Raw genomic sequence first — 18,586 nt, 5'->3', positions numbered from 1 at the left:
CGATCACGGGCGGCCCGCTGCGCGCGGGCCGTCGTTCATGACTTGGAGAAGACGATGACGGATCGGCAGACCGCGCTGATACGGGGCACATTCGATGAGTGGCCCGATGTGCTGCGCGCCTGGTTTGATGGCACGCATTTGCATGACAAGGCGTCGTTTGCGGCCTCATTGATCGCCGTCGATCCGCTCCGCTGGCCTTGCACGTCGCTGCTCAGCGTGGGCGAAATCGTCGTGCCTGATTCCCACGGTGTGCGGTTCGCGCTGTGGCCGCAGTCCCGTACCGCGCGGGCGCTTACCGCCGGCGGCAACGCACTGCTCGAGTTCGTTTTCGAGCACGCGTGGTATCAGGTGCGCCTGGGTGTGAGCACGCCGCGCCGGCAGGACGCGACGACGCTGACCGTGTTCGACGCCGTGCTGGAGGCGGCACAATGGCAGCGCGTCGACTATGCGCAACTCGTGACCGGCGTCACGTTCGAGCTGCTTGAGCCCGCGCGCGCTGCCGTGCTTGCGCGTTGGGACGCGCAAATCCGGTCGATGCTCGCACACGACTAGCGCGATGAGCCCTTGGTGCCGCCGCCGAGTAGCGCACCCGGGCCGCCGTTGCGCCGTGGCGATGATTCGGATGCGCGCGGCTGCCGTGCGTCACGATCCTGTGCTTGCGCCATTCGTTTGTCACGGCCACCGTGCGACGCGGGAGGGGTCGCTTCGCGATGTCGCTCTGGCGCGGTCTGGGGCGCCGCGCCAGAGCGCTTGCCTGCTGGTGCGGCGCCCGGTTTCGCAGCGTGTGTCGCCGGGGATTTGCCCGCCTGTGCGGGCCGCGCGTTGGCGGCTGCTCCTGCCGGCGACCTGGCTGGCGCCGCCGGTTGTGACTTGGCGGCTGCCCCTGACTTGGTCGCTAACCCTCGCTTAGTCACTGTCCCTGTGCGGGGTTTGGCCGCTGGCGCCGCTGATGGTTTCGCCGCTTGGCCAGCCTGTGGCTTGATGCCGGCGCGACGGGGTTCGCGTGGCCCCGCACCGCGCGCCGGCTGGCTGCGCCGCTGGATTGGCTCCGGCTTCGCATTGGGATCCGGTTCGAAGCCGGCAATGACTTCGCGCGGCAGCGTACGCTTGATCAGGCGTTCAATGTCCGTCAGCAATTGATGCTCGTCGATGCAGACCAGCGATATGGCCTCGCCCGTCGCGCCCGCGCGGCCTGTTCGGCCGATACGGTGCACGTAATCTTCCGGAACATTCGGCAGGTCGAAATTCACCACGTGCGGCAATTGGTCGATGTCGATGCCGCGCGCTGCGATGTCGGTAGCGACTAACACTTGCAGCGTGCCGTCCTTGAATTCTGACAATGCCCGGGTCCGGGCCGCCTGGCTTTTGTTGCCGTGGATAGCCAGGGCGCTGATGCCATCCTTCGTCAACTGTTCGGCGAGCCGGTTTGCGCCGTGCTTGGTGCGCGTGAACACGAGCACCTGAAACCAGTTGTGCGCCTTGATCAAATGCGTGAGTAGCTCGCGCTTGCGGTCGCGATCGACCGGATAGATCGTTTGGGTGACCGTCTCGGCGGTGGTATTGCGACGGGCCACCTCGATTAGCGCTGGTGAATCGAGCAGGTTGTCCGCGAGCGCCTTGATCTCGTCGGAGAACGTCGCCGAAAACAGCAGGTTTTGGCGCTGTGAAGGCAGATACTTGAGCACCCGCTTGATGTCGTGGATGAAGCCCATATCCAGCATCCGGTCAGCCTCGTCGAGCACCAGGATCTGCAGGCTGCTCAAGTCGATTGTGCGCTGCTGAAGGTGATCTAGTAATCGTCCAGGCGTGGCCACGACGATATCGACGCCGCGCCGCAGCGCGTCGATTTGCGGGTTAATGCCGACGCCGCCGAACATGACCGTCGAGCGCAGCTTGAGGTACTTGCCGTATTCGCGCACGCTTTGCTCGACTTGCGCGGCCAATTCGCGTGTCGGCGTCAGGATCAGTGCGCGAACCGGTATTTTGCCCGATGTCGCGCGCGAATGGGATAGTCTTTCCAGGATCGGCAGCGTGAAGCCGGCAGTCTTGCCGGTGCCGGTTTGCGCGCCGGCCAGCAAGTCGCCGCCGCCGAGCACGGCCGGAATGGCTTGCCGCTGGATCGGTGTCGGCGTCGTGTAGCCGAGTTCGTTGACTGCGCGAACCAGAGGTTCGGACAAGCCGAGAGAATTAAATGACATGTTGGATGGTGTCGTCACCGGTTCGGCGCGCAACGCGCATCAGTCGCGAACCAGTGCAGTGAAAGTCTGAAGATGCGAGGGCAGGCCGACTGTCGCGATGCCCCGCGTAAGTACAACAGCGTGATAACAAAGACAAAGGGCGCAGCCCGTGGTTCCGGCCGCGCCCTGAGATCGGAGATTCGCGTGGGATCAGTCGAGCGGCGCGGAACGCAGTTCGTTGACCTGCTGCGGTGACACTGGCGTGCCCTTGTTGCCCCATGCCATGCGCAGATACGTGACCACTGCGGCGACTTCCTGATCCGACATCGAGTGCGCGAACGGCGGCATGCCGTACGGCTCAGGATTGGCGTGCGTGCTCGGCGGATAGCCACCATTGAGCACCATGCGGATCGGATTCACTGCCGACTGCATCTGCACCGACTGGTTGTTCGCAAGCGGCGGGAAGTGCGGCGGATAGCCAAGACCATTTTCCGCATGGCACTGCGCGCATTGATCGTTGTAGATCTGCTTGCCTTGCTCGAACAGTTCCTTGCCGAACGCGACAGATGTTTCCAGTTGTATCGTCTCCGGTGCTTCTTTCTTCTGCGGAATCGTCTTTAAATACGTCGAGATTGCTCGGATATCGTCGTCGGTCATGTGCTGCAGGCTGTTGTGCACGACTTCAGCCATCGGGCCGAACACCGCGCCACGCTGCGACACGCCGACCTTGAGCAGGTCTGAGATGTCCTTCAAATCCCAGTCGCCCAGGCCCGCTTCCTTGTTCGACGTCAGCGACGGCGCGTACCAGTTCTGCAGCGGGATTAAGCCCCCAGCAAACGCCGCTGACTGATTCGAGCCACCCAGCGCGTTGATTGACGTGTGGCACATGCCGCAGTGGCCCAGCCCCTCGACTAGGTAGGCACCGCGGTTCCACTCGACCGACTTGGTCGGATCCGGCTTGTATTCGCCCTCGCGGAAGAACAACGTGCGCCAGCCGATCAGCATGTTGCGCTGGTTGAACGGAAAGCGCAACTCATGCTCGCGGCTGGGCTGGGCAACGGGCGCCACCGAGCGTAGATACGCGTAGATGGCATCCGAGTCCGCGCGCGTGACTTTCGTGTAACTGGTGAACGGGAAGCCTGGGTACAGTAACTCGCCGTTCTTGCCGCGGCCGGTGTGCATTGCGCGGTAGAAGTCGTCCGAACTCCATTTGCCGATCCCGTACTGCTCGTCCGGTGTGATGTTCGGCGTGTACATCGTGCCGAACGGCGTGGCCATTGGCAAGCCGCCGGCGAAGGGCTTACCGCCGCGTACCGTGTGGCATGCAATGCAATCGCCAGCGCGCGCCAGATATTCGCCTTGCTTGATCAGTGCGGCCTGGTCGGCCGGGCTCGCGGCCATCGCGCTGCCGCCGTGGATATTGTCACTGCCGGACCACAGCACCGGCACCAGTGCCGCGGCCGCTACCGCGATAACGGCCGACAGCGCAAAAAGAGTCTTGCGTTTCATCTCGATGTGTCTCCTGTCGCTGACTGCGGCTCGCTGCCGCATTGCAGCGGCATCTTCGACGAGCGGGCCGGCGCTGGCACTGGGTTGGCCGGTGCGGGTTGCATGGAGAGCCAGTGGGCGACCGCAGCGATGTCGTCGTCGCTGAGCCGGGTTGCGACCGTGTGCATGCAGTCCGGCGCCTTCGCGCGGCGCACGCCGGAGCGCCACGCGCCAAGCTGTGCGCTGATGTAGTCAGCATGCAGGCCCACTAGGCCCGGGATCGCCGGCTCCATGCCGGTCAGCGTCTTGCCGTGGCACGCTGCACACGCGGGCACGTTGCGTGCCGGATCGCCGTTTAGCACGATCTGCTTGCCGCGCGCCAGCGTCGACGCCGAGACGCGCGGTTGCGCCGGCGCCGGGTACGGCGGCCGTTGTTTCGAGTAATATTCGGCGATCTTGCGCAGGTAATCGTCGGAAAGGTACGTGACCAGGTAGTTCATCGGCGGGTACTTGCGGTGCCCGTCGCGGAAATTGACCAGCTGGTTATAGAGATACTCAGCGGGTTTGCCTGCAAGACGCGGGAAGTAGTCGTTGTCGGTGCCCTGACCACGGTCGCCGTGGCATGCGGCGCACGCGGCGACGCGGGCTTCCATCGAGTTCAGAGGCGGCAGGTTCGCTTGCCCTTTGGCAGCGCTGGCAATGCCTGCGCTGGCAGCCAGAAGTGCAGCCAGCAGCGGGCGCAAGAGGCGTCTAGAAGACACGCGTAACTCCATCGATAATGGGGACCGCATTTGGTAACGCAGGTGGTTTTGGCGAAGGCTTGGCGCGCCTTCCGAATCGCGGCGCCGATTTGCGGCGGCGAAGGTGCTGCAATGCAGCAGGTCATTCTATCACCGAACGGTCATATTGGCCATTTGGCTGGACGTCGCGACGGGCGCCGCGATTCGGTCCTCTGGCCAGTATTGCGACGATTTGCCACACTTTCTACGCATGGGGTGGTGACCGTCCCGAATCGGACCGTGGCCTGTGCGCAGCCGCTTGTCGTTGCGTTCGGCGAGGCTACTTCAGATAAGATTCGGGTCGGCGATACGTTTGACCCTAAGGCGGCTGCCGGTGGCCGTGCGTAGATCAAGAAGGAACGGGTGAATTCATGGAGTTTGATGCTGGTCTCGCATACCACGCGGTAATTGCTGCCTTCGTGCAACCACAGCAGGTTGCCGCCGCAGGCGCCGCGCCACCCGGCAGCGCGCCGGGCGCGTCGGCGCCTGATGCGCGCACTGCATGGTCGGTGCCGCACCGTGCCGCGCGACAGCCCACCGGCGCCGCTGCCGTTGCAGCCCGCGCGACGAGGCTCGACGATCTGCCGCCCGAGATCCTGCGCCAGATCGCGACGTATACGCCATTTGACGATATTGGAAGCCTGTCCACGGTAGCGCGGCATACCTATTATGCATTATGGGACTCGCGACGCAGTTGGCTGTGCTGCGAGCGTGCCGACAATGTCCGGCAACTCGATTCCAGCCGTGCACATCAACTGCTGGACGAAATCGAGTACATCGGCGGCGCACCGGTGCTGCGCGCCGCGCCACTTCAGGCGCTGTGGCCTCGCATACCGGAGTTGCCGCAGCAATATCAGCCGCACGCATATAAGCGGATCTTCGAGATGGCGAACCGGCTGCCGACGCATGTGGCGCTGCCGATACTCGAAGGGGTGATCGGGACATTACCGGGATTGGCGGTGGAGCACCGGCTGCCGTTGTACGACTTCGTTTACGCGGCCGTCGAACGCAGTAACGTCGACCGAGGCCGATTGTGGGCCATGCTCGCATGGTCGCTCGGCTGTCTGCCCGTGGATCCGCAGCATTTCGAGCGCGAATACTCGGTATTCTTGAACAGGCTGCCATCGTTGGACGCGACCGCGCAAGCCCGCTTACTAACGCAACTGGCGTTACTGCTGCGCGGTTTTTGCGACAACGGCGTGCATTCACAGGCCACGCTGGCCGGATACCATCGACTCGTGTATGACTGGGTGCAGCGGCTGCCGCCATCGCTGCAAGGCATGCCGGTTGGCGCGCTGGCCCATGTCATCTGGTTGCTGCCCGAGCCGCAAATGTCCGCGCATTATGCCGATCTGCGGCGCTTGACGCAGGCGTTGCCAGACCTTCAGCTCGGTCACGCGATGCGGCACCTGCCGGCTGCGCTGGCGATGCTGCCGCCGCAACATCATACAGCCGAGTTTGCGTTGCTCGAATCCATGGTGAACCGCATACCGGCCCAGCATCGGGAAGCGGTCGCGCTGGGCTTGCTCGAAGGCAGCATCGGACTAGGGGAAGCGCTATCCAAGCGCGGTTGGCAATTGGCACTACGGCTGCTCGACAATGGTGACGGCATGCAACTGTTCGCGGTGCTCGACGACTTAGCCGAGCGGGAGTTGCTCCCCCTGCTTTCCGGGCAGCAATGGGCGGACGCGGTCGACGAAATTCTCCAATTTTGCGAACGTAACCGGCTTGGCGAGACGGACCGTACCATGTTGCTGGACTTTATCGCGCGGCACGGTACCGACCGCTGAGCGTGCGCGCTACCCGTTGGCGAGACTGCCGCTCGCATGTCGCCAAACCGGATTAGCCAGCGGTGACCGACGTGCGCCATTTCGCGCACTTTCCGCTCGTCGCCTGTGATGCCCAACCCGGTCCTTGCGCAATCGCGGTCATGCCGTCGTCGAAGAAGCACGGCGTGCTCGACCAATAGAGCCAAGCAAGTCGTTGCACGGGTGGTAGTGGAGGCCTAGGCTCTGCTCTTGGATGAAGGCGTCCATGATTTAATGCATCGATCTGCAGGCCTGCCGCGTCGTTATCCGCCGTCGCCGCGCGAGCGGGCGAGTAGATCGACGACTTCGTCATCGCTGGTCTGCGCAAAATCCGCGTAATACTGCCCCACCGCGCCGAATGCATCCAGTTGAGCAAGACACGCGTTATCGTCCGCCCATTGCGCCACGTGCGTCCAGACTTCACGCGGCGCCACGGGTGATGCGGCGACAAGCTTGGCTGCGCCGGCATTGCGCAACGCGAGTAGCGCGACCTTCATTGTGCTTCCCGTGGCCACGCCGTCATCGACGACAATGATCGTGCGGTGCGCGGCTGGCACCGGTGGGGCGCCGCGCCGGTACTGTGCGCGGCGCCGCACCAGTTCCTGCTGCTGACGATGCTGCTCGCCGATGAGATAGTCATCGCCGGGGCGCAGTGCCATAACGATGTCCTCGTTCCAGACCACTTGTGGTGGATCACCCTCGACGATCGAGCCTAGCGCGAGTTCCGGCTGGTGCGGCGCGCCGAGCTTGCGTACCAGCAGCACGTCAAGGCTGCCGCCCAGCGCGCGGGCGACCTCGAATGCCACCGGTACGCCGCCGCGCGGCAAGCCGACGACCAGCGGCGCGCAATCCCGGTAGCGGGTCAGCGCGCCGGCCAGTGCGCTGCCCGCCGCGCGGCGGTTTGGGAAAGGCAAAAGCGTGGACATCGTGTAGGAAAACCGGGGTTTGCATTGTCGTCAGCACGCAGCACGACGTGTGCCCGCGGCACGGGTTGCACATGCCGCGAATAAGGTTGCTAACGCTGGTCACCGGAGCGCGTGCTCAAGCCCGGCGTTTGCGCGGTTGCGGCAACCACGCTGCACGTCGCGCATCACTGTCACTGTTTGCCCATTCCCAGCTCCGCGCCAGTGGGCGGGTCTGCGACCGGGTCCGACCTGAGCCGCTGCTTCATCGCGTTCAGCGCGGCATCCTCATCCGGTTGCAGTGTCACGCTCGCCTGGCCGTCACCGCCATCGACCGGTACCGGCGGATTCTCGACGAGATTCAGATCGCCGCCCTCATTCCAGGGGCCGCGTACGGGTGCTACGCCGGTCGACATCCTGAAATAACTGCTCGCATATTCTGGCACGGGCGGCAACTTGCCCGGCGGGAAATTCGACGTAATCGAATAAAGCGCTTTTTCGAAGGATTTCTGGTGAGAGACCTCACGGGTCATCAAAAAGCCGAGCGTGTCTCGCACGCCGGGGTCGTCGGTGACATTGATCAGCCGCTCATAGATGATCTTGGCCCTGGCCTCAGCGGCGATATTCGAGCGCAGGTCGGCAGTCGGCTCGCCGATCGTATCGATGTATGCAGCGCTCCATGGTACGCCGGCCGAATTTGTCAGCGGTGTGCCGGCGCCGTACAGCAATTGTGTCACGTGGCTGTCATTGCCGGCACCATTGAGTTTGCGATAAAGCTCGGCTTGCTCATCGACCGCCTCGGCCAACTCGCCCTTCGCTCCACGGTTGAGCATTGCGACGATGGACCCGATGATCTCCAGATGACTGAGTTCTTCCGTCGCAATATCGAACAGCATGTCCTTGCGACCGGGATCTTCCTCGCTGATGGCCTGCGTGAAATAACGCATTGCTGCGGCCAATTCGCCTTGTGGGCCACCGAACTGCTCCAGCAACAGGTTGGCCAGGCCGGGGTCCGTGCCATTGACCCGCACGGTGTATTGCAATCGTTTGTTGTGGACGAACATGAAGCCTCCTGTGACGTGAAAGGTGTCGCGGTGCTCGCCAAGGCCGTACGCGTAGCGTCGGCCGCCAATTTGCTTGCGCAACACGCGTTCCTGCCAACGCAGCGCGAAACCGATCTATGGCACTAATATTGCTTTAGCGACGTTGCCCGCGGGTTCCGTAGAAGGCATATGCGAATGTCGGTGTAGCGTCGTCGGTGGCGCGTTCGCGCACTAGCGGTGCTGCTCGTACCGGCGGATATCGTGTACTAAACGTATCGCGGCTAAATGTATCGCGTGTGTCGGCGCGGCTGACCTGTGCTCGCGCAACCCTGCAAATTGACGTGGTTCACCGCCGGGAACGAACCCTGCTGACGGCTAACGGCGGCGCCTGGTAGATGAAGCCGGTGCCTTGTTTCGAGGGCACGGCGGCAGCCGATGCATGGACACTGCACGGCGTTGGCGTAGGGAACCGACTCGACAGGAGAGGACCGTGCAGTACAACACACCCCAAGCCGGGGGGCAGCAGCCCGGCGCGGAAGCGCCCTGGAGTGAAGGATTCAAGGTGCTCGTCACCGCCAAGCCCGGCGTGGACGGCCGTTTTATCGGTATGCTGAAGGTCGTGCGACAGGCCGATCGCCGCGTGATCTTCCCATTTCCGGGCGCTCCCGAGATTGGCCCGTTCGACACGATTGAGCAGGCGCGTGCGGCGGCGCTCGAATACGGTCGCAAGGTCGTGGCCGACGACCGCCGCAACCCAGAGCGGTGACGCCGCAGCGTCGCCGCAAGGGCGTTGCACGGGCCGGCGCCGATGCGTTCAATCCGACGGAGATGTGCAAATTCATGGCGATTTCCAGCGAGCAAACCGCGCAACAAGTCAGACAGGTACTGGACGGCCGCCGACGCGGCGTGCGCATCCTGCTGCCGTTGGCCGGACCGGCCGTGGTGGTGTCGGTCGCCTACACGGACCCGGGCAACTTCGCGACCAATATCCAGGCCGGCGCCGGATACGGCTATCAGTTGCTATGGGTGGTGCTGTTTGCCAGCCTCGTTGCGATGCTCTTCCAAGGCTTGTCAGCGCGGCTCGGGATCGTGACCGGATGCAGTCTGGCTCAGTTGTGCCGGGCGCGTCTGCGCAAGCCGGTGACCTTGTCGATGTGGGTGGCCAGCGAACTCGCAGCGATGGCCACGGATCTGGCCGAGTTCATCGGCGGGGCCATCGGCGTGGCGTTACTGTTTCACATCCCGCTGCTTGCCGCCATGGTGATCGTTGGCGTGCTCACGTACCTGATGCTGATGTTCCAGCGGCACGGTTTTCGGCCGCTGGAATTGGCGATCGGCGCCTTGGTCGGTATCATCGCATTGGCCTACGTCGCGCAGCTGTTCATCGTGCCGATTGATTGGCGCGCGCTCGGGCACGGTGCGCTCCATCCGTCGATACCGGACCATGCGGCCTTGACCATCGCGGTCGGCATCGTCGGCGCGACAGTCATGCCGCATGCACTCTTCCTGCATTCAGGATTGACCGGCGAGCGCGTCGTCGCGCGAAGCGACGCGGATCGTCGCACGCTACTGCGCTACAGCCGGATCGAGGTGCTCGTCGCGCTGAGCGTGGCGGGATTGGTCAACATGGCCATGGTGGTGATGGCCGCCGGCGCATTCCACCCCGACCATGCACACGTCGCCGAGATTGAGCAGGCGTACCGGACGTTGACGCCGTTATTCGGTACCGCGGCCTCGGCGTTGTTCATCGTGTCGTTAATTGCGTCGGGCTTGTCGAGCTCGGTGGTCGGCACGATGGCGGGACAGATGATCATGCAGGGCTTTGTCGGTTTTCGCATTCCCGTCGTCGTACGTCGCTTGGTGACGATGCTGCCTGCGTTCCTAGTGGTCGCCGCCGGTGTCGATGCGACCCGCGCTCTGATCATCAGCCAGGTGGTATTGAGTCTCACGGTGCCGGTGCCGATGATCGCGCTGGTCTGGTTATGTCGTCATCGCGACGTGATGGGTCGCTATCGGCTCGGTCCGTGGCTTGCCGGATTATCGACGGTGGCCACAGTATTGGTGATTGGCCTGAACGTCGCGCTGATCGTCGATACACTGCGCTAGCCACCCGATTGCGTCTCAACAATGCGACGTGAAGACTTGTCGCCGCACGTGCGGCAGGCTCAGTTGGTCTCGTCGCCGTGACCAGCGACAGCGGCGACGTCATGACATCGGAAACCGTGCCGTTCCGCGCAGGGCAGGGGGCAAACTGATTAATGGGGATGGCCAGCGCGGCTCACGAGTCCGTTGCTCGTCGTGCGGCGCGGACATCCGCGCCGTTACGGCTATGCTCGTTCTTGGCGAGCGGGGCGGGACACGGCCTTGGCTTGCTCGTCGATCCAAGCGTGCATCAGCTTGTAGGTGACGGCCAGAATGACCGGCCCGATGAACAGTCCGACGATGCCAAATGCGATCAGTCCACCGACCACGCCGGCCAACACTAACAGCATCGGCAGATCCACGCCGCGCTGGATCAGCGGCGGACGTATGACATTGTCGAGACTAGAAACGACGAACGCCCAAACGAGCATGGCGACTCCGGCGATAGTCGCATCCTGGTAGAACAGCCAGATTGCTGCGCCGATCAACGGCAGCAGCGGACCGATCTGCGCCAGGCACAGGATGAGGGTGATCGCGCATACCATGCCCGCGCCGGGTATCCCGGCGGCGAACAGCCCCAGACCAGCCAGCGCCGATTGCACGGCCGCGGTCACGACGATGCCCAGCGCGACAGCGCGGATGGCCTGGCCGGCCAGACGCACCGCGGCCGTACCGCGCTCGTCAGCAAGGCGATAGGCAAAGCGTCGCACGGCCCCTGCGGCTGTTTCGCCATGCATGTACAACACTCCGCATAGGATGAGCGTCAACAGCAGATGTATGAGTACGCCACCGACCGCGGTTGCGTGCGACACCATCCATTTCGCGCCGGTGTCCGCGTAAGGGGCAACGAATTCCAGCAGGCCGTCGACGCCAGCGTGGGTGAGCCGTTGCCATGCCGAGGTGATGCGCTCGCCGATCAGCGGCACCTCGTGCAACCAAGCCGGTGGCGGCGCGGGCCGGTAGTCCGGCAGGGCACGGGCGTATTGCAGAATCGTATCAGCGTGAGCCGCGATGGCCACCACCGCGCCATACAGTGGCAACGCGATGACGATCAACAAGGCGGCCAGCATCAACGCAGTAGCCCGGCCGCGTCGTCCGCCGAGCCGCTCCTGCGCGCCGCGCATCAGCGGCCACGTTGCTACGACGATCATCGTGGCCCAGATCAGCGCAGGCAGGAACGGGCTCATGATGTACAGGCTGCCCCCGATCAGCAGCGACAAAATAAAAATGATCAACAAAGCTCGCGCGATGTCTGTTTGCGCTTGCGAATAGTTCATACCGTTGATACCTCCAGCGTGATTGATATGCTGCGCCCGGTATGTTGCGCCCGGTGCGGCGTGCGTAGGGACTGCAACGGATCGAGCCCGGTTCGCGCGTGCATGTTCCGTGCGATGGCGAAAAAACGTGTGCTTATGGCCGGTGTGGCATCACGGTTGCGACAGCCGTGATTTCAACTGGCAATGGAGATAGCCATTAAGCCTTTTCATGCGCGCGACGGTTAACGCGTCCAGGCACATCTGTTTGACCGCGTCCGTGCAGTTCGGCTGCGCGTGCGTGGCGCTGGCCAGCAGCAACGCGGCGGACCAGGTTCCATGACGCATTGCGAGGCCGAGCGGCGCTGATACCGCCTCACCTTCCAGATCTCGACCATGTTGTCGACTCAGATGAATGATGTTGGACTTCAGGCGCACATTCTGCGCTGCAATGGTTGACGCCAGCGAAATTCGCCCGCCAGTGCGCTGTTCGGCCCATCCGCCTCCATGCCTCATTCTTTGCGAGTGGTCGAAGAGACGGGAAACGATCGCCAGCTCGAGTCGAATCGTGTTTTCCGCCCGGCCGGCATCGCGGCGCCGGTTCCGATACCGGGCGAAATCGGTTCCGCGAAGGTTAGCGAGCGAACAGTGCCGCTCGTTCGGTACACTCGCCGAGTGGTGCGAGATGCCGGTGGGCATCGTGGCCCCAATCATGGAGCATAGGCCGTCCGCCATTGCTGAGAAGCATTACCGCCGCTATCCGCTGGCCCTGCTGCGCGCATGGCACGACAAGATTAAAGCGTGGATGTTGGAACAGGCCGGCATTGGCCTCAAGCCGAAGCAAGCCCCACGGGGATTGCAGGACGTCAAATAGCGCTATAATGTATAAACGTCGATGTATATCAATGGAGCGCATATGAACCTGCAGGTAGCAAAATGGGGTAATAGCCTTGCGCTGCGCATTCCCGCCGACTACGTGCGGCGCATTGGCATCAAGGAAGGTGACCATGTGCAGGCGAGCCTTACCATCGATGGCGGCCTCTACCTTCGTGCCGCCAGGTGGGACCGGCAAGCCTTTGGACGTGAACTGGAAAAATCCCGCGCCGCCATGCCGATGACTGAATCCGTCATGGAGGAGTTGCGTCGCGGAGCACGTTACTGATGATGATGTACGTCGATACGAGCGTACTGGTGGCGCTTTGCGTGAATGAGCCCAAAAGTGCCGCTGTCGCGCGGTGGTACGCCGGCTGTAACGAGGAATTGGCTTCCGCTGCCTGGTGCGTGACCGAATTTGCCAGTGCATTGGGCATCAAGCAGCGGACAGCCCAAATCACTGGCGAACAAAGCGCGACCGCGTGGCAGGCATTTGAGCGCCTGTGCGCCAGTGATTTGCAGTTACTGCTGGTAGACCCGCCCACGTTCCACCGGGCGGCCGTGTTGACGCTGGACGCGGCAACCGGCCTGCGCGCTGGCGATGCCCTCCACCTCGCGGCGGCCCTCGATGCCAAAGCCAAGGGCATGGCAACGCTTGACGACGTGCTGGCACGCAATGCTAAGCGGATGAAGATAAAGCCGGTGATGTTTTGACCGCCGCCTGACGGTATCAGGCAAAGCCGCGGGCACAGTTGCGCCCACACCTGCTCCGCCTGACCACCGACAACGGCTGGCGGGCACGGTTTCCACTGTGGTTTCCTGGAACGGGGCTTTGGAAACCGGTGGTACGCTCCGATGAGGTGCGCAATCCAATCATGCAGGCGGCGCGACCTTTCCGATCTTCCGCTGCATCATCGGGTCCCGCCGCGAACTGCGATTGATGAAATCCGGTTACAGATGGTGATACGCACTAGAAGCGAAAAAGGGTTACAGGCAAGAAGCACTGTAACCCTTTGACTTATTTGGTGGCGAATCAGGGACTCGAACCCCGGACCTGCGGATTATGATTCCGTCGCTCTAACCGACTGAGCTAATTCGCCGAAAGAACCCCGGATTATGGGCATGCCTAGACGAATTGTCAACGATTTTCGCGTTTTCCTGTCGTGAGCACGTGAACTGTCCGGGTCCTTAGCACGTAATGTGCCCGGTTTTGAGTGTCGTATGGAGCCACTCGTAGGTCGGGCACATTGGTGACAGAAAACCCGGAAAATGAGATTCGAAGAGGTCTACAGCGACTGGCAGGATAAGCGGCTCATTGGCAGAACACGCGACTCACACAGGCCGAGGCGGCACAGCTCTACACCGGCTGGAACGTGAGGCAATTTCACAGCGGGTACCAACGTGAGCATGGCGGTACGCGCAGCTATACCTAGGCGAAGAACCCGTTGCAGCAAGCGGGCGAGGTCAACCGCGCCAAGGCCCGTGGCAAAGTGATCGCGCGCCACTGCGCGGGATGCTGGTGCACCAGCACGCCAGTGCTCGTGAATGGGTGCCTGGGCAGGAGTGGGACTAGGTGGACACGATGGACGATGCGACCGGTGAGCATCTGTCGATGTTCTTCTGCGACGAGGAGGGCGCGGCCTCCAGCTTCCACTGGGTGGGGCAAACGATTGCCCGCTATGGCTTGTTTTGCGCGCTTTATACCGACCGAGGCAGCCACTATTTCCATACGTCCCAAGCCGGCGAGAAGGTCGATGCGAACACAGGGACGCAATTGGACGAGCGCTGGCGCTACGGGTATCGAGTACATTGGAGCACATTGCGGCCTATTGGCCGCAGGCTCATGGGGGTTCAGAGCGGGCCTTCGGCATGCACCAGCAGCGTTTTGTGCGAACACCACGAGCGCGTCGTGGGCAACGACAACTGCGTGATGTTCGGGTGGCGGCTCAAATTGCAGATCCCAGCCGAGTGCACGGGCTCACTACGGCAAGCGGCGCGTGCGGGTGCCTCGCTACGTGAATGGCGCTCTGAGCCCGCTCATGCGTGGCAGTCCGAGATCGAGGATCAGCAGGTCGAGCGATTGCATCGACAGGGCAACGTCGGCCTCGATCCCCGTCTTGGCGTAATCGACCGCATAGCCCGAATGGCGGAGTGATCGGATCAGGCCATCCGCGAGTATGCTGTCATCATTCGGCAATGAGCATGCGCAGGGGCGTGTTTTAGTGCCGGCGGCGCAAACCTGTCCCCCCTTTCCGGCGTCTCCTTATCGTGCATATTGCAACGACAAGCGGTGTCCGGCGCCATACGCACCGGCCCTGCTTCAAGGGCGCGGCACGCAGCGGGAACAGGCATGCCATTTGCGTAACGGATGCGTGTATTTCGCGCTTGCAAACAACACTGTTTTTTTATACAGTATCTGGAGCCGCGCGTTGGCGCGGGCAGCGGTGTCATCCGGGGATGACCGGAATGGCCACGATGCGAGGCGTGCCGCTTCGGCAACAGACTGCCGCTCATCATAGCAAAGGACGATTCATGGAAGAAAGCAAGAAAGGCTCAACTGGACTGACTGCGGAGAAGAGCAAGGCACTGGCTGCCGCGCTGTCGCAGATCGAGAAGCAGTTCGGCAAGGGGTCGATCATGCGGCTTGGCCATGGCGAGGCAGTCGAAGACATTCAAGTCGTATCGACTGGCTCACTCGGCTTGGACATCGCGCTAGGCGTCGGTGGACTGCCGCGTGGCCGTGTCGTCGAGATCTACGGGCCGGAATCGTCCGGCAAGACGACGCTTACGCTGCAGGTGATCGCTGAGATGCAGAAAATCGGCGGCACCTGCGCGTTCATCGACGCGGAACACGCGCTCGATGTCCAGTACGCGTCCAAGCTGGGTGTCAACGCGTCGGAACTGCTGATTTCTCAGCCTGATACTGGCGAGCAGGCACTGGAAATCGCTGATGCACTCGTGCGCTCGGGGTCGATTGACATGATCGTCATCGACTCAGTGGCCGCGCTCGTGCCGAAGGCCGAAATCGAAGGTGAAATGGGCGATTCACTGCCCGGCCTGCAGGCGCGACTGATGTCGCAGGCACTGCGCAAGCTGACCGGCACGATCAAGCGGACCAATTGCCTGGTCATCTTCATTAACCAGATTCGCATGAAGATCGGTGTGATGTTCGGCAACCCGGAAACTACCACCGGAGGCAATGCGTTGAAGTTTTACGCGTCGGTTCGGCTCGATATCCGTCGGATCGGCTCGATCAAGAAGAACGACGAAGTCATCGGTAACGAAACGCGGGTTAAGGTGGTCAAAAACAAAGTGTCGCCACCGTTCCGCGAGGCGATTTTCGACATCTTGTATGGTGAGGGGATTTCGCGACACGGTGAAATCATCGATCTTGGCGTCCAGGCGAAGATTGTCGAGAAGGCGGGTGCCTGGTATAGCTACAACGGTGAGAAGATCGGCCAGGGCAAGGACAATGCGCGGGAATTCCTGCGCGAAAATCCGGATCTTGCGCGCGAGATCGAAAATCGCGTCCGCGAGTCGCTCGGTGTCGTGGCGATGCCGGCCGGCGCGGTAGCCGCCGAGGGCGGACAAGCGTAACGCGAAGTGCGCGCGAAGTGCCCGCGCCCCGCGCCAAGCCTGAAGGGGCGCGCGTTGAGGTATTTGTCACGCCGGGATTACAGTCGTGCCGAACTGACTGCGAAGCTCAAGCGCGACGCCCAGGAAGGCGACAATATCGAGCCGATTCTCGATGCACTCGAGCGGGACGGCTGGCTGTCTGACAGTCGGTTTGCCGAAAGTGTCGTGCATCGCCGCGCGTCCCGATTCGGCGCGGCCCGGATCGTTGGTGAGTTGAAGCGGCACGCGTTGCATGGCGACCTGTTGGACGACATCGGCAATCAATTACGGGAAACCGAATGGGAACGGGCGAAAGCGGTGTGGCAAAAGAAATTTCAGGGCCACGTCGCGCAGTCGTCGGCCGAGCGTGCCAAGCAGGCGCGTTTCTTGGCCGCCCGCGGCTTTTCCCGCGCGGTGGTTTCGCGACTCGTCAGCGGGATCGACGACGAAGCCGGCGATGAATGACGGTCCGCGTAGACCGCGTCGTGTTACGCGGTATGTTGCGCTTCGCCTATGCGTTCGTGGCGGTGAAGCGCGTTCCGGGGTGGGCGCGCGGATGTCGTCAGGCCGTTGGACCGGTATGCTAAAATCGCTGGGTTTTCCATCCGGCCGTAACCCTTTCCATGCCGCTCCCTCCCTCTGCTCCTCGTCGGGCGCGTCATCGCCGTGCGATTGACGTGCAAGCGTTCGAGCGCGAAGACGGCTTGTGGGACATCGAAGCATGCCTGACCGATTGCAACGTGCGTGACACGCAAATCGCCACCGGTGTTAGGCCGGCCGGGCTACCTATCCAAGAACTTCGGCTGCGGGTGACGATTGATCGTCAGATGAATGTCGTCGATGCGCAGTCGCCGGCGGTGAAATGGGTTTCTTATCCGGGGCATTGCGAAGACGCCAATCCAAGCGATCGCGCATTGATTGGATTGGACCTGCGTCGTGGGCTCTGGCATGCCGTCACTGAGCGTCTTGGTGAGGCGGCGGGCTGTACGCATCTGACCGATTTGCGCGTGCTATCGCCGAGCGCAGCCAGCCAGGCTTGCGTCGGCGAGGTGTCGCAGACAGGCGCGTCAGACACGGACGCAGCCGGCGATGCGATGCCGTTTCAGCTTGATCGCTGCCACGCGTTGAAGCTTGACGGCCCGTGGTCACGCAATTCTATCCGCGCTGGTATGGCCACGCGCCGCGTGAAGTCCGCGCCGCGCCGTGCCGCGTCGTGCGCGAAGCCGCGCCAAGCGCCGCACACAGCGATATTCATTCCAACTCTCAGACTGAAGGGAATCACGCATGAAGATTCACGAGTACCAGGGTAAAGAGATCCTGCGCAAATTCGGGGTCACGGTGCCGCGCGGCAAGCCCGCGTTTTCGGTAGACGAAGCCGTCAAGGTGGCCGAGGAGCTTGGCGGCTCGGTCTGGGTGGTGAAGGCCCAGATCCATGCTGGTGGCCGTGGCAAGGGCGGTGGCGTCAAGGTCGCGAAATCGCTGGATCAGGTGCGTGAGTATTCGAACCAGATCCTCGGCATGCAGCTCAAGACGCACCAGACCGGCCCCGAAGGGCAAAAGGTTAACCGGCTGCTGATCGAAGAAGGCGCGGACATCAAGAAGGAACTGTATGTCGGTCTCGTCGTCGACCGTATCTCGCAAAAGGTTGTGCTGATGGCCTCCAGCGAAGGCGGCATGGACATCGAGGAAGTGGCCGCGAAGACGCCCGAGTTGATCCATAAGGTTGCGGTCGATCCGGCTAAGGGCTTGCAGGACGCTGAAGCAGACGAGATCGCCAAAAAAATCGGCGTGCCGGAGGCATCGCTCGCGCAGGCCCGTGCGAACCTGCATGGACTGTACAAGGCATTCTGGGAAACGGACGCATCGCTGGCCGAAATCAACCCGTTGATCCTGACCGGCGACGGCAAGGTAATCGCGTTGGACGCAAAGTTCAACTTCGATTCGAACGCGCTGTTCCGTCACTCGGAGATCGTTGCCTACCGCGACCTCGACGAAGAGGATCCGGCCGAAATCGAGGCATCGAAGTTTGATCTCGCCTACATCTCCCTTGATGGCAACATCGGCTGTCTGGTCAATGGTGCCGGCTTGGCGATGGCGACGATGGATACGATCAAGTTGTTCGGTGGCGAACCGGCGAACTTCCTCGATGTCGGCGGTGGTGCGACGACCGAGAAAGTGACCGAAGCGTTCAAGCTGATGCTGAAGAACCCGAACCTGAAGGCCATCCTTGTGAACATCTTCGGTGGGATCATGCGTTGCGATGTGATCGCCGAGGGCGTGATCGCGGCATCGAAGGCGGTGCACCTGCAAGTTCCGCTGGTCGTGCGGATGAAGGGTACCAACGAGGACCTCGGCAAGAAGATGCTCGCCGACTCCGGGTTGCCAATTATTTCCGCGGACAGCATGGAAGAAGCCGCGCAGAAGGTCGTCGCCGCAGCCGAAGGCAAGTAAGCCGCCGCGCTCACTTCGAGGATACGCATGGTGTCGTTGCCACCGCGCTTTGCGC

15 protein-coding genes, 1 tRNA gene and 4 pseudogenes are annotated in these 18,586 nt (G+C 62.4%); 11 read left to right on the top strand and 9 right to left on the bottom strand.

Features of this window, described 5'->3' with window-relative positions:
- Nucleotides 1-54: 54 nt before the first annotated feature.
- The gene (locus tag KPG66_RS10775) at nt 55-552 is read left to right on the top strand and encodes a hypothetical protein (protein ID WP_041753826.1); all 498 of its coding nucleotides are present in this window, start codon (nt 55-57) and stop codon (nt 550-552) included.
- Here the strand turns inward: KPG66_RS10775 and KPG66_RS10770 are convergent.
- The 3 genes from KPG66_RS10770 to KPG66_RS10760 all read right to left on the bottom strand — a co-directional run bounded on the left by KPG66_RS10770 (nt 549) and on the right by KPG66_RS10760 (nt 4,438).
- Nucleotides 549-2,198 (bottom strand): DEAD/DEAH box helicase, encoded by a 1,650-nt coding sequence (locus tag KPG66_RS10770; RefSeq protein ID WP_041753825.1) that lies wholly within the window; start codon nt 2,196-2,198, stop codon nt 549-551. The genes KPG66_RS10775 and KPG66_RS10770 overlap by 4 nt on opposite strands.
- Nucleotides 2,199-2,387: 189 nt before the next feature.
- Nucleotides 2,388-3,686: a c-type cytochrome gene (locus KPG66_RS10765; RefSeq protein WP_041753824.1), complete on the bottom strand. Its 1,299-nt coding sequence runs from the start codon at nt 3,684-3,686 to the stop codon at nt 2,388-2,390.
- Nucleotides 3,683-4,438 (bottom strand): c-type cytochrome, encoded by a 756-nt coding sequence (locus KPG66_RS10760; protein WP_041753823.1) that lies wholly within the window; start codon nt 4,436-4,438, stop codon nt 3,683-3,685. Before KPG66_RS10760 ends, KPG66_RS10765 begins: the two co-directional genes overlap by 4 nt.
- Nucleotides 4,439-4,815: 377 nt before the next feature.
- Between KPG66_RS10760 and KPG66_RS10755 the strand changes: the two genes are divergently transcribed.
- Nucleotides 4,816-6,234: an F-box protein gene (locus KPG66_RS10755; RefSeq protein ID WP_013436200.1), complete on the top strand. Its 1,419-nt coding sequence runs from the start codon at nt 4,816-4,818 to the stop codon at nt 6,232-6,234.
- A 281-nt stretch (nt 6,235-6,515) separates the two neighbouring features.
- Here KPG66_RS10755 and KPG66_RS10750 read toward each other — a convergent pair whose 3' ends face one another.
- Both KPG66_RS10750 and KPG66_RS10745 read right to left on the bottom strand, forming a co-directional pair.
- Nucleotides 6,516-7,178, bottom strand: a complete 663-nt coding sequence (locus KPG66_RS10750; RefSeq protein WP_237070864.1) for a phosphoribosyltransferase — start codon at nt 7,176-7,178, stop codon at nt 6,516-6,518.
- 170 nt (nt 7,179-7,348) lie between these two features.
- On the bottom strand, nt 7,349-8,218 hold the full coding sequence (locus KPG66_RS10745; RefSeq protein WP_041754472.1) for a manganese catalase family protein: 870 nt from the start codon (nt 8,216-8,218) through the stop codon (nt 7,349-7,351).
- Nucleotides 8,219-8,759: 541 nt separating this feature from the next.
- Here KPG66_RS10745 and KPG66_RS10740 point away from each other — a divergent pair.
- Together KPG66_RS10740 and KPG66_RS10735 are read left to right on the top strand one after the other, a co-directional pair.
- Nucleotides 8,760-8,963 carry a DUF6723 family protein gene (locus KPG66_RS10740; protein WP_232509368.1) on the top strand — a complete coding sequence of 68 codons (204 nt, stop codon included), beginning with the start codon at nt 8,760-8,762 and terminating at the stop codon, nt 8,961-8,963.
- A 74-nt stretch (nt 8,964-9,037) separates the two neighbouring features.
- Nucleotides 9,038-10,303 carry an Nramp family divalent metal transporter gene (locus KPG66_RS10735; protein ID WP_237070863.1) on the top strand — a complete coding sequence of 422 codons (1,266 nt, stop codon included), beginning with the start codon at nt 9,038-9,040 and terminating at the stop codon, nt 10,301-10,303.
- A gap of 221 nt (nt 10,304-10,524) precedes the next feature.
- Here the strand turns inward: KPG66_RS10735 and ydiK are convergent, their stop codons facing one another.
- A complete protein-coding gene (ydiK, locus tag KPG66_RS10730; RefSeq protein ID WP_013436194.1) occupies nt 10,525-11,616 on the bottom strand; it encodes an AI-2E family transporter YdiK in 1,092 nt (363 codons plus the stop codon).
- 150 nt (nt 11,617-11,766) lie between these two features.
- Nucleotides 11,767-12,108: a hypothetical protein gene (locus KPG66_RS10725; RefSeq protein ID WP_237070862.1), complete on the bottom strand. Its 342-nt coding sequence runs from the start codon at nt 12,106-12,108 to the stop codon at nt 11,767-11,769.
- A gap of 133 nt (nt 12,109-12,241) precedes the next feature.
- On the opposite strand from KPG66_RS10725, the pseudogene KPG66_RS10720 reads away from it, so the two are divergent.
- The 3 genes and pseudogenes from KPG66_RS10720 to KPG66_RS10710 all read left to right on the top strand — a co-directional run.
- A pseudogene (locus KPG66_RS10720) lies at nt 12,242-12,466 on the top strand (preprotein translocase); the annotation flags it as partial.
- A gap of 42 nt (nt 12,467-12,508) precedes the next feature.
- Entirely contained in the window at nt 12,509-12,754 is a 246-nt protein-coding gene (locus tag KPG66_RS10715) for an AbrB/MazE/SpoVT family DNA-binding domain-containing protein (protein WP_041753817.1), read from the top strand.
- The gene (locus tag KPG66_RS10710; RefSeq protein ID WP_013436190.1) at nt 12,754-13,179 is read left to right on the top strand and encodes a type II toxin-antitoxin system VapC family toxin; all 426 of its coding nucleotides are present in this window, start codon (nt 12,754-12,756) and stop codon (nt 13,177-13,179) included. Before KPG66_RS10715 ends, KPG66_RS10710 begins: the two co-directional genes overlap by 1 nt.
- A gap of 309 nt (nt 13,180-13,488) precedes the next feature.
- On the opposite strand, the gene KPG66_RS10705 is transcribed toward KPG66_RS10710, so the two are convergent.
- Both KPG66_RS10705 and KPG66_RS10700 read right to left on the bottom strand, forming a co-directional pair.
- Nucleotides 13,489-13,565: transfer RNA gene (locus KPG66_RS10705), tRNA-Met, on the bottom strand.
- Nucleotides 13,566-14,494: 929 nt separating this feature from the next.
- Nucleotides 14,495-14,675, bottom strand: a pseudogene (locus KPG66_RS10700) (response regulator); the annotation flags it as partial.
- A 322-nt stretch (nt 14,676-14,997) separates the two neighbouring features.
- Between KPG66_RS10700 and recA the strand changes: the two are divergent.
- The 4 genes and pseudogenes from recA to sucC all read left to right on the top strand — a co-directional run bounded on the left by recA (nt 14,998) and on the right by sucC (nt 18,531).
- Complete coding sequence (gene recA / locus KPG66_RS10695) at nt 14,998-16,062, top strand: recombinase RecA (RefSeq protein WP_041754468.1); 1,065 nt, start codon at nt 14,998-15,000, stop codon at nt 16,060-16,062.
- 24 nt (nt 16,063-16,086) lie between these two features.
- Nucleotides 16,087-16,545: pseudogene (gene recX, locus KPG66_RS10690) on the top strand (recombination regulator RecX); the annotation flags it as partial.
- Between the two features lie 158 nt (nt 16,546-16,703).
- A pseudogene (locus KPG66_RS10685) lies at nt 16,704-17,368 on the top strand (DUF2889 domain-containing protein).
- Entirely contained in the window at nt 17,365-18,531 is a 1,167-nt protein-coding gene (sucC, locus tag KPG66_RS10680; protein ID WP_237070860.1) for an ADP-forming succinate--CoA ligase subunit beta, read from the top strand. The pseudogene KPG66_RS10685 and the gene sucC overlap by 4 nt, the downstream one beginning before the upstream one ends.
- The last annotated feature ends 55 nt before the right edge of the window (nt 18,532-18,586 follow it).

The organism is Mycetohabitans sp. B2 (assembly GCF_021733735.1).
GTDB lineage: Bacteria > Pseudomonadota > Gammaproteobacteria > Burkholderiales > Burkholderiaceae > Mycetohabitans > Mycetohabitans rhizoxinica.
This window is presented reverse-complemented; position numbering and strand designations above follow the sequence as displayed.

Excerpts from the sequence above, each read along its gene's own strand:
- KPG66_RS10775 (WP_041753826.1), top strand. The coding sequence starts at position 55 with ATGACGGATCGGCAGACCGCGCTGATACGGGGCACATTCGATGAGTGG.
- KPG66_RS10725 (WP_237070862.1), bottom strand. The coding sequence starts at position 12,108 with ATGAGGCATGGAGGCGGATGGGCCGAACAGCGCACTGGCGGGCGAATT.
- KPG66_RS10735 (WP_237070863.1), top strand. The coding sequence starts at position 9,038 with ATGGCGATTTCCAGCGAGCAAACCGCGCAACAAGTCAGACAGGTACTG.
- KPG66_RS10770 (WP_041753825.1), bottom strand. The coding sequence starts at position 2,198 with ATGTCATTTAATTCTCTCGGCTTGTCCGAACCTCTGGTTCGCGCAGTC.
- recA (WP_041754468.1), top strand. The coding sequence starts at position 14,998 with ATGGAAGAAAGCAAGAAAGGCTCAACTGGACTGACTGCGGAGAAGAGC.
- ydiK (WP_013436194.1), bottom strand. The coding sequence starts at position 11,616 with ATGAACTATTCGCAAGCGCAAACAGACATCGCGCGAGCTTTGTTGATC.
- KPG66_RS10750 (WP_237070864.1), bottom strand. The coding sequence starts at position 7,178 with ATGTCCACGCTTTTGCCTTTCCCAAACCGCCGCGCGGCGGGCAGCGCA.
- KPG66_RS10765 (WP_041753824.1), bottom strand. The coding sequence starts at position 3,686 with ATGAAACGCAAGACTCTTTTTGCGCTGTCGGCCGTTATCGCGGTAGCG.
- KPG66_RS10760 (WP_041753823.1), bottom strand. The coding sequence starts at position 4,438 with ATGGAGTTACGCGTGTCTTCTAGACGCCTCTTGCGCCCGCTGCTGGCT.
- KPG66_RS10715 (WP_041753817.1), top strand. The coding sequence starts at position 12,509 with ATGAACCTGCAGGTAGCAAAATGGGGTAATAGCCTTGCGCTGCGCATT.
- sucC (WP_237070860.1), top strand. The coding sequence starts at position 17,365 with ATGAAGATTCACGAGTACCAGGGTAAAGAGATCCTGCGCAAATTCGGG.
- KPG66_RS10710 (WP_013436190.1), top strand. The coding sequence starts at position 12,754 with ATGATGATGTACGTCGATACGAGCGTACTGGTGGCGCTTTGCGTGAAT.
- KPG66_RS10745 (WP_041754472.1), bottom strand. The coding sequence starts at position 8,218 with ATGTTCGTCCACAACAAACGATTGCAATACACCGTGCGGGTCAATGGC.
- KPG66_RS10755 (WP_013436200.1), top strand. The coding sequence starts at position 4,816 with ATGGAGTTTGATGCTGGTCTCGCATACCACGCGGTAATTGCTGCCTTC.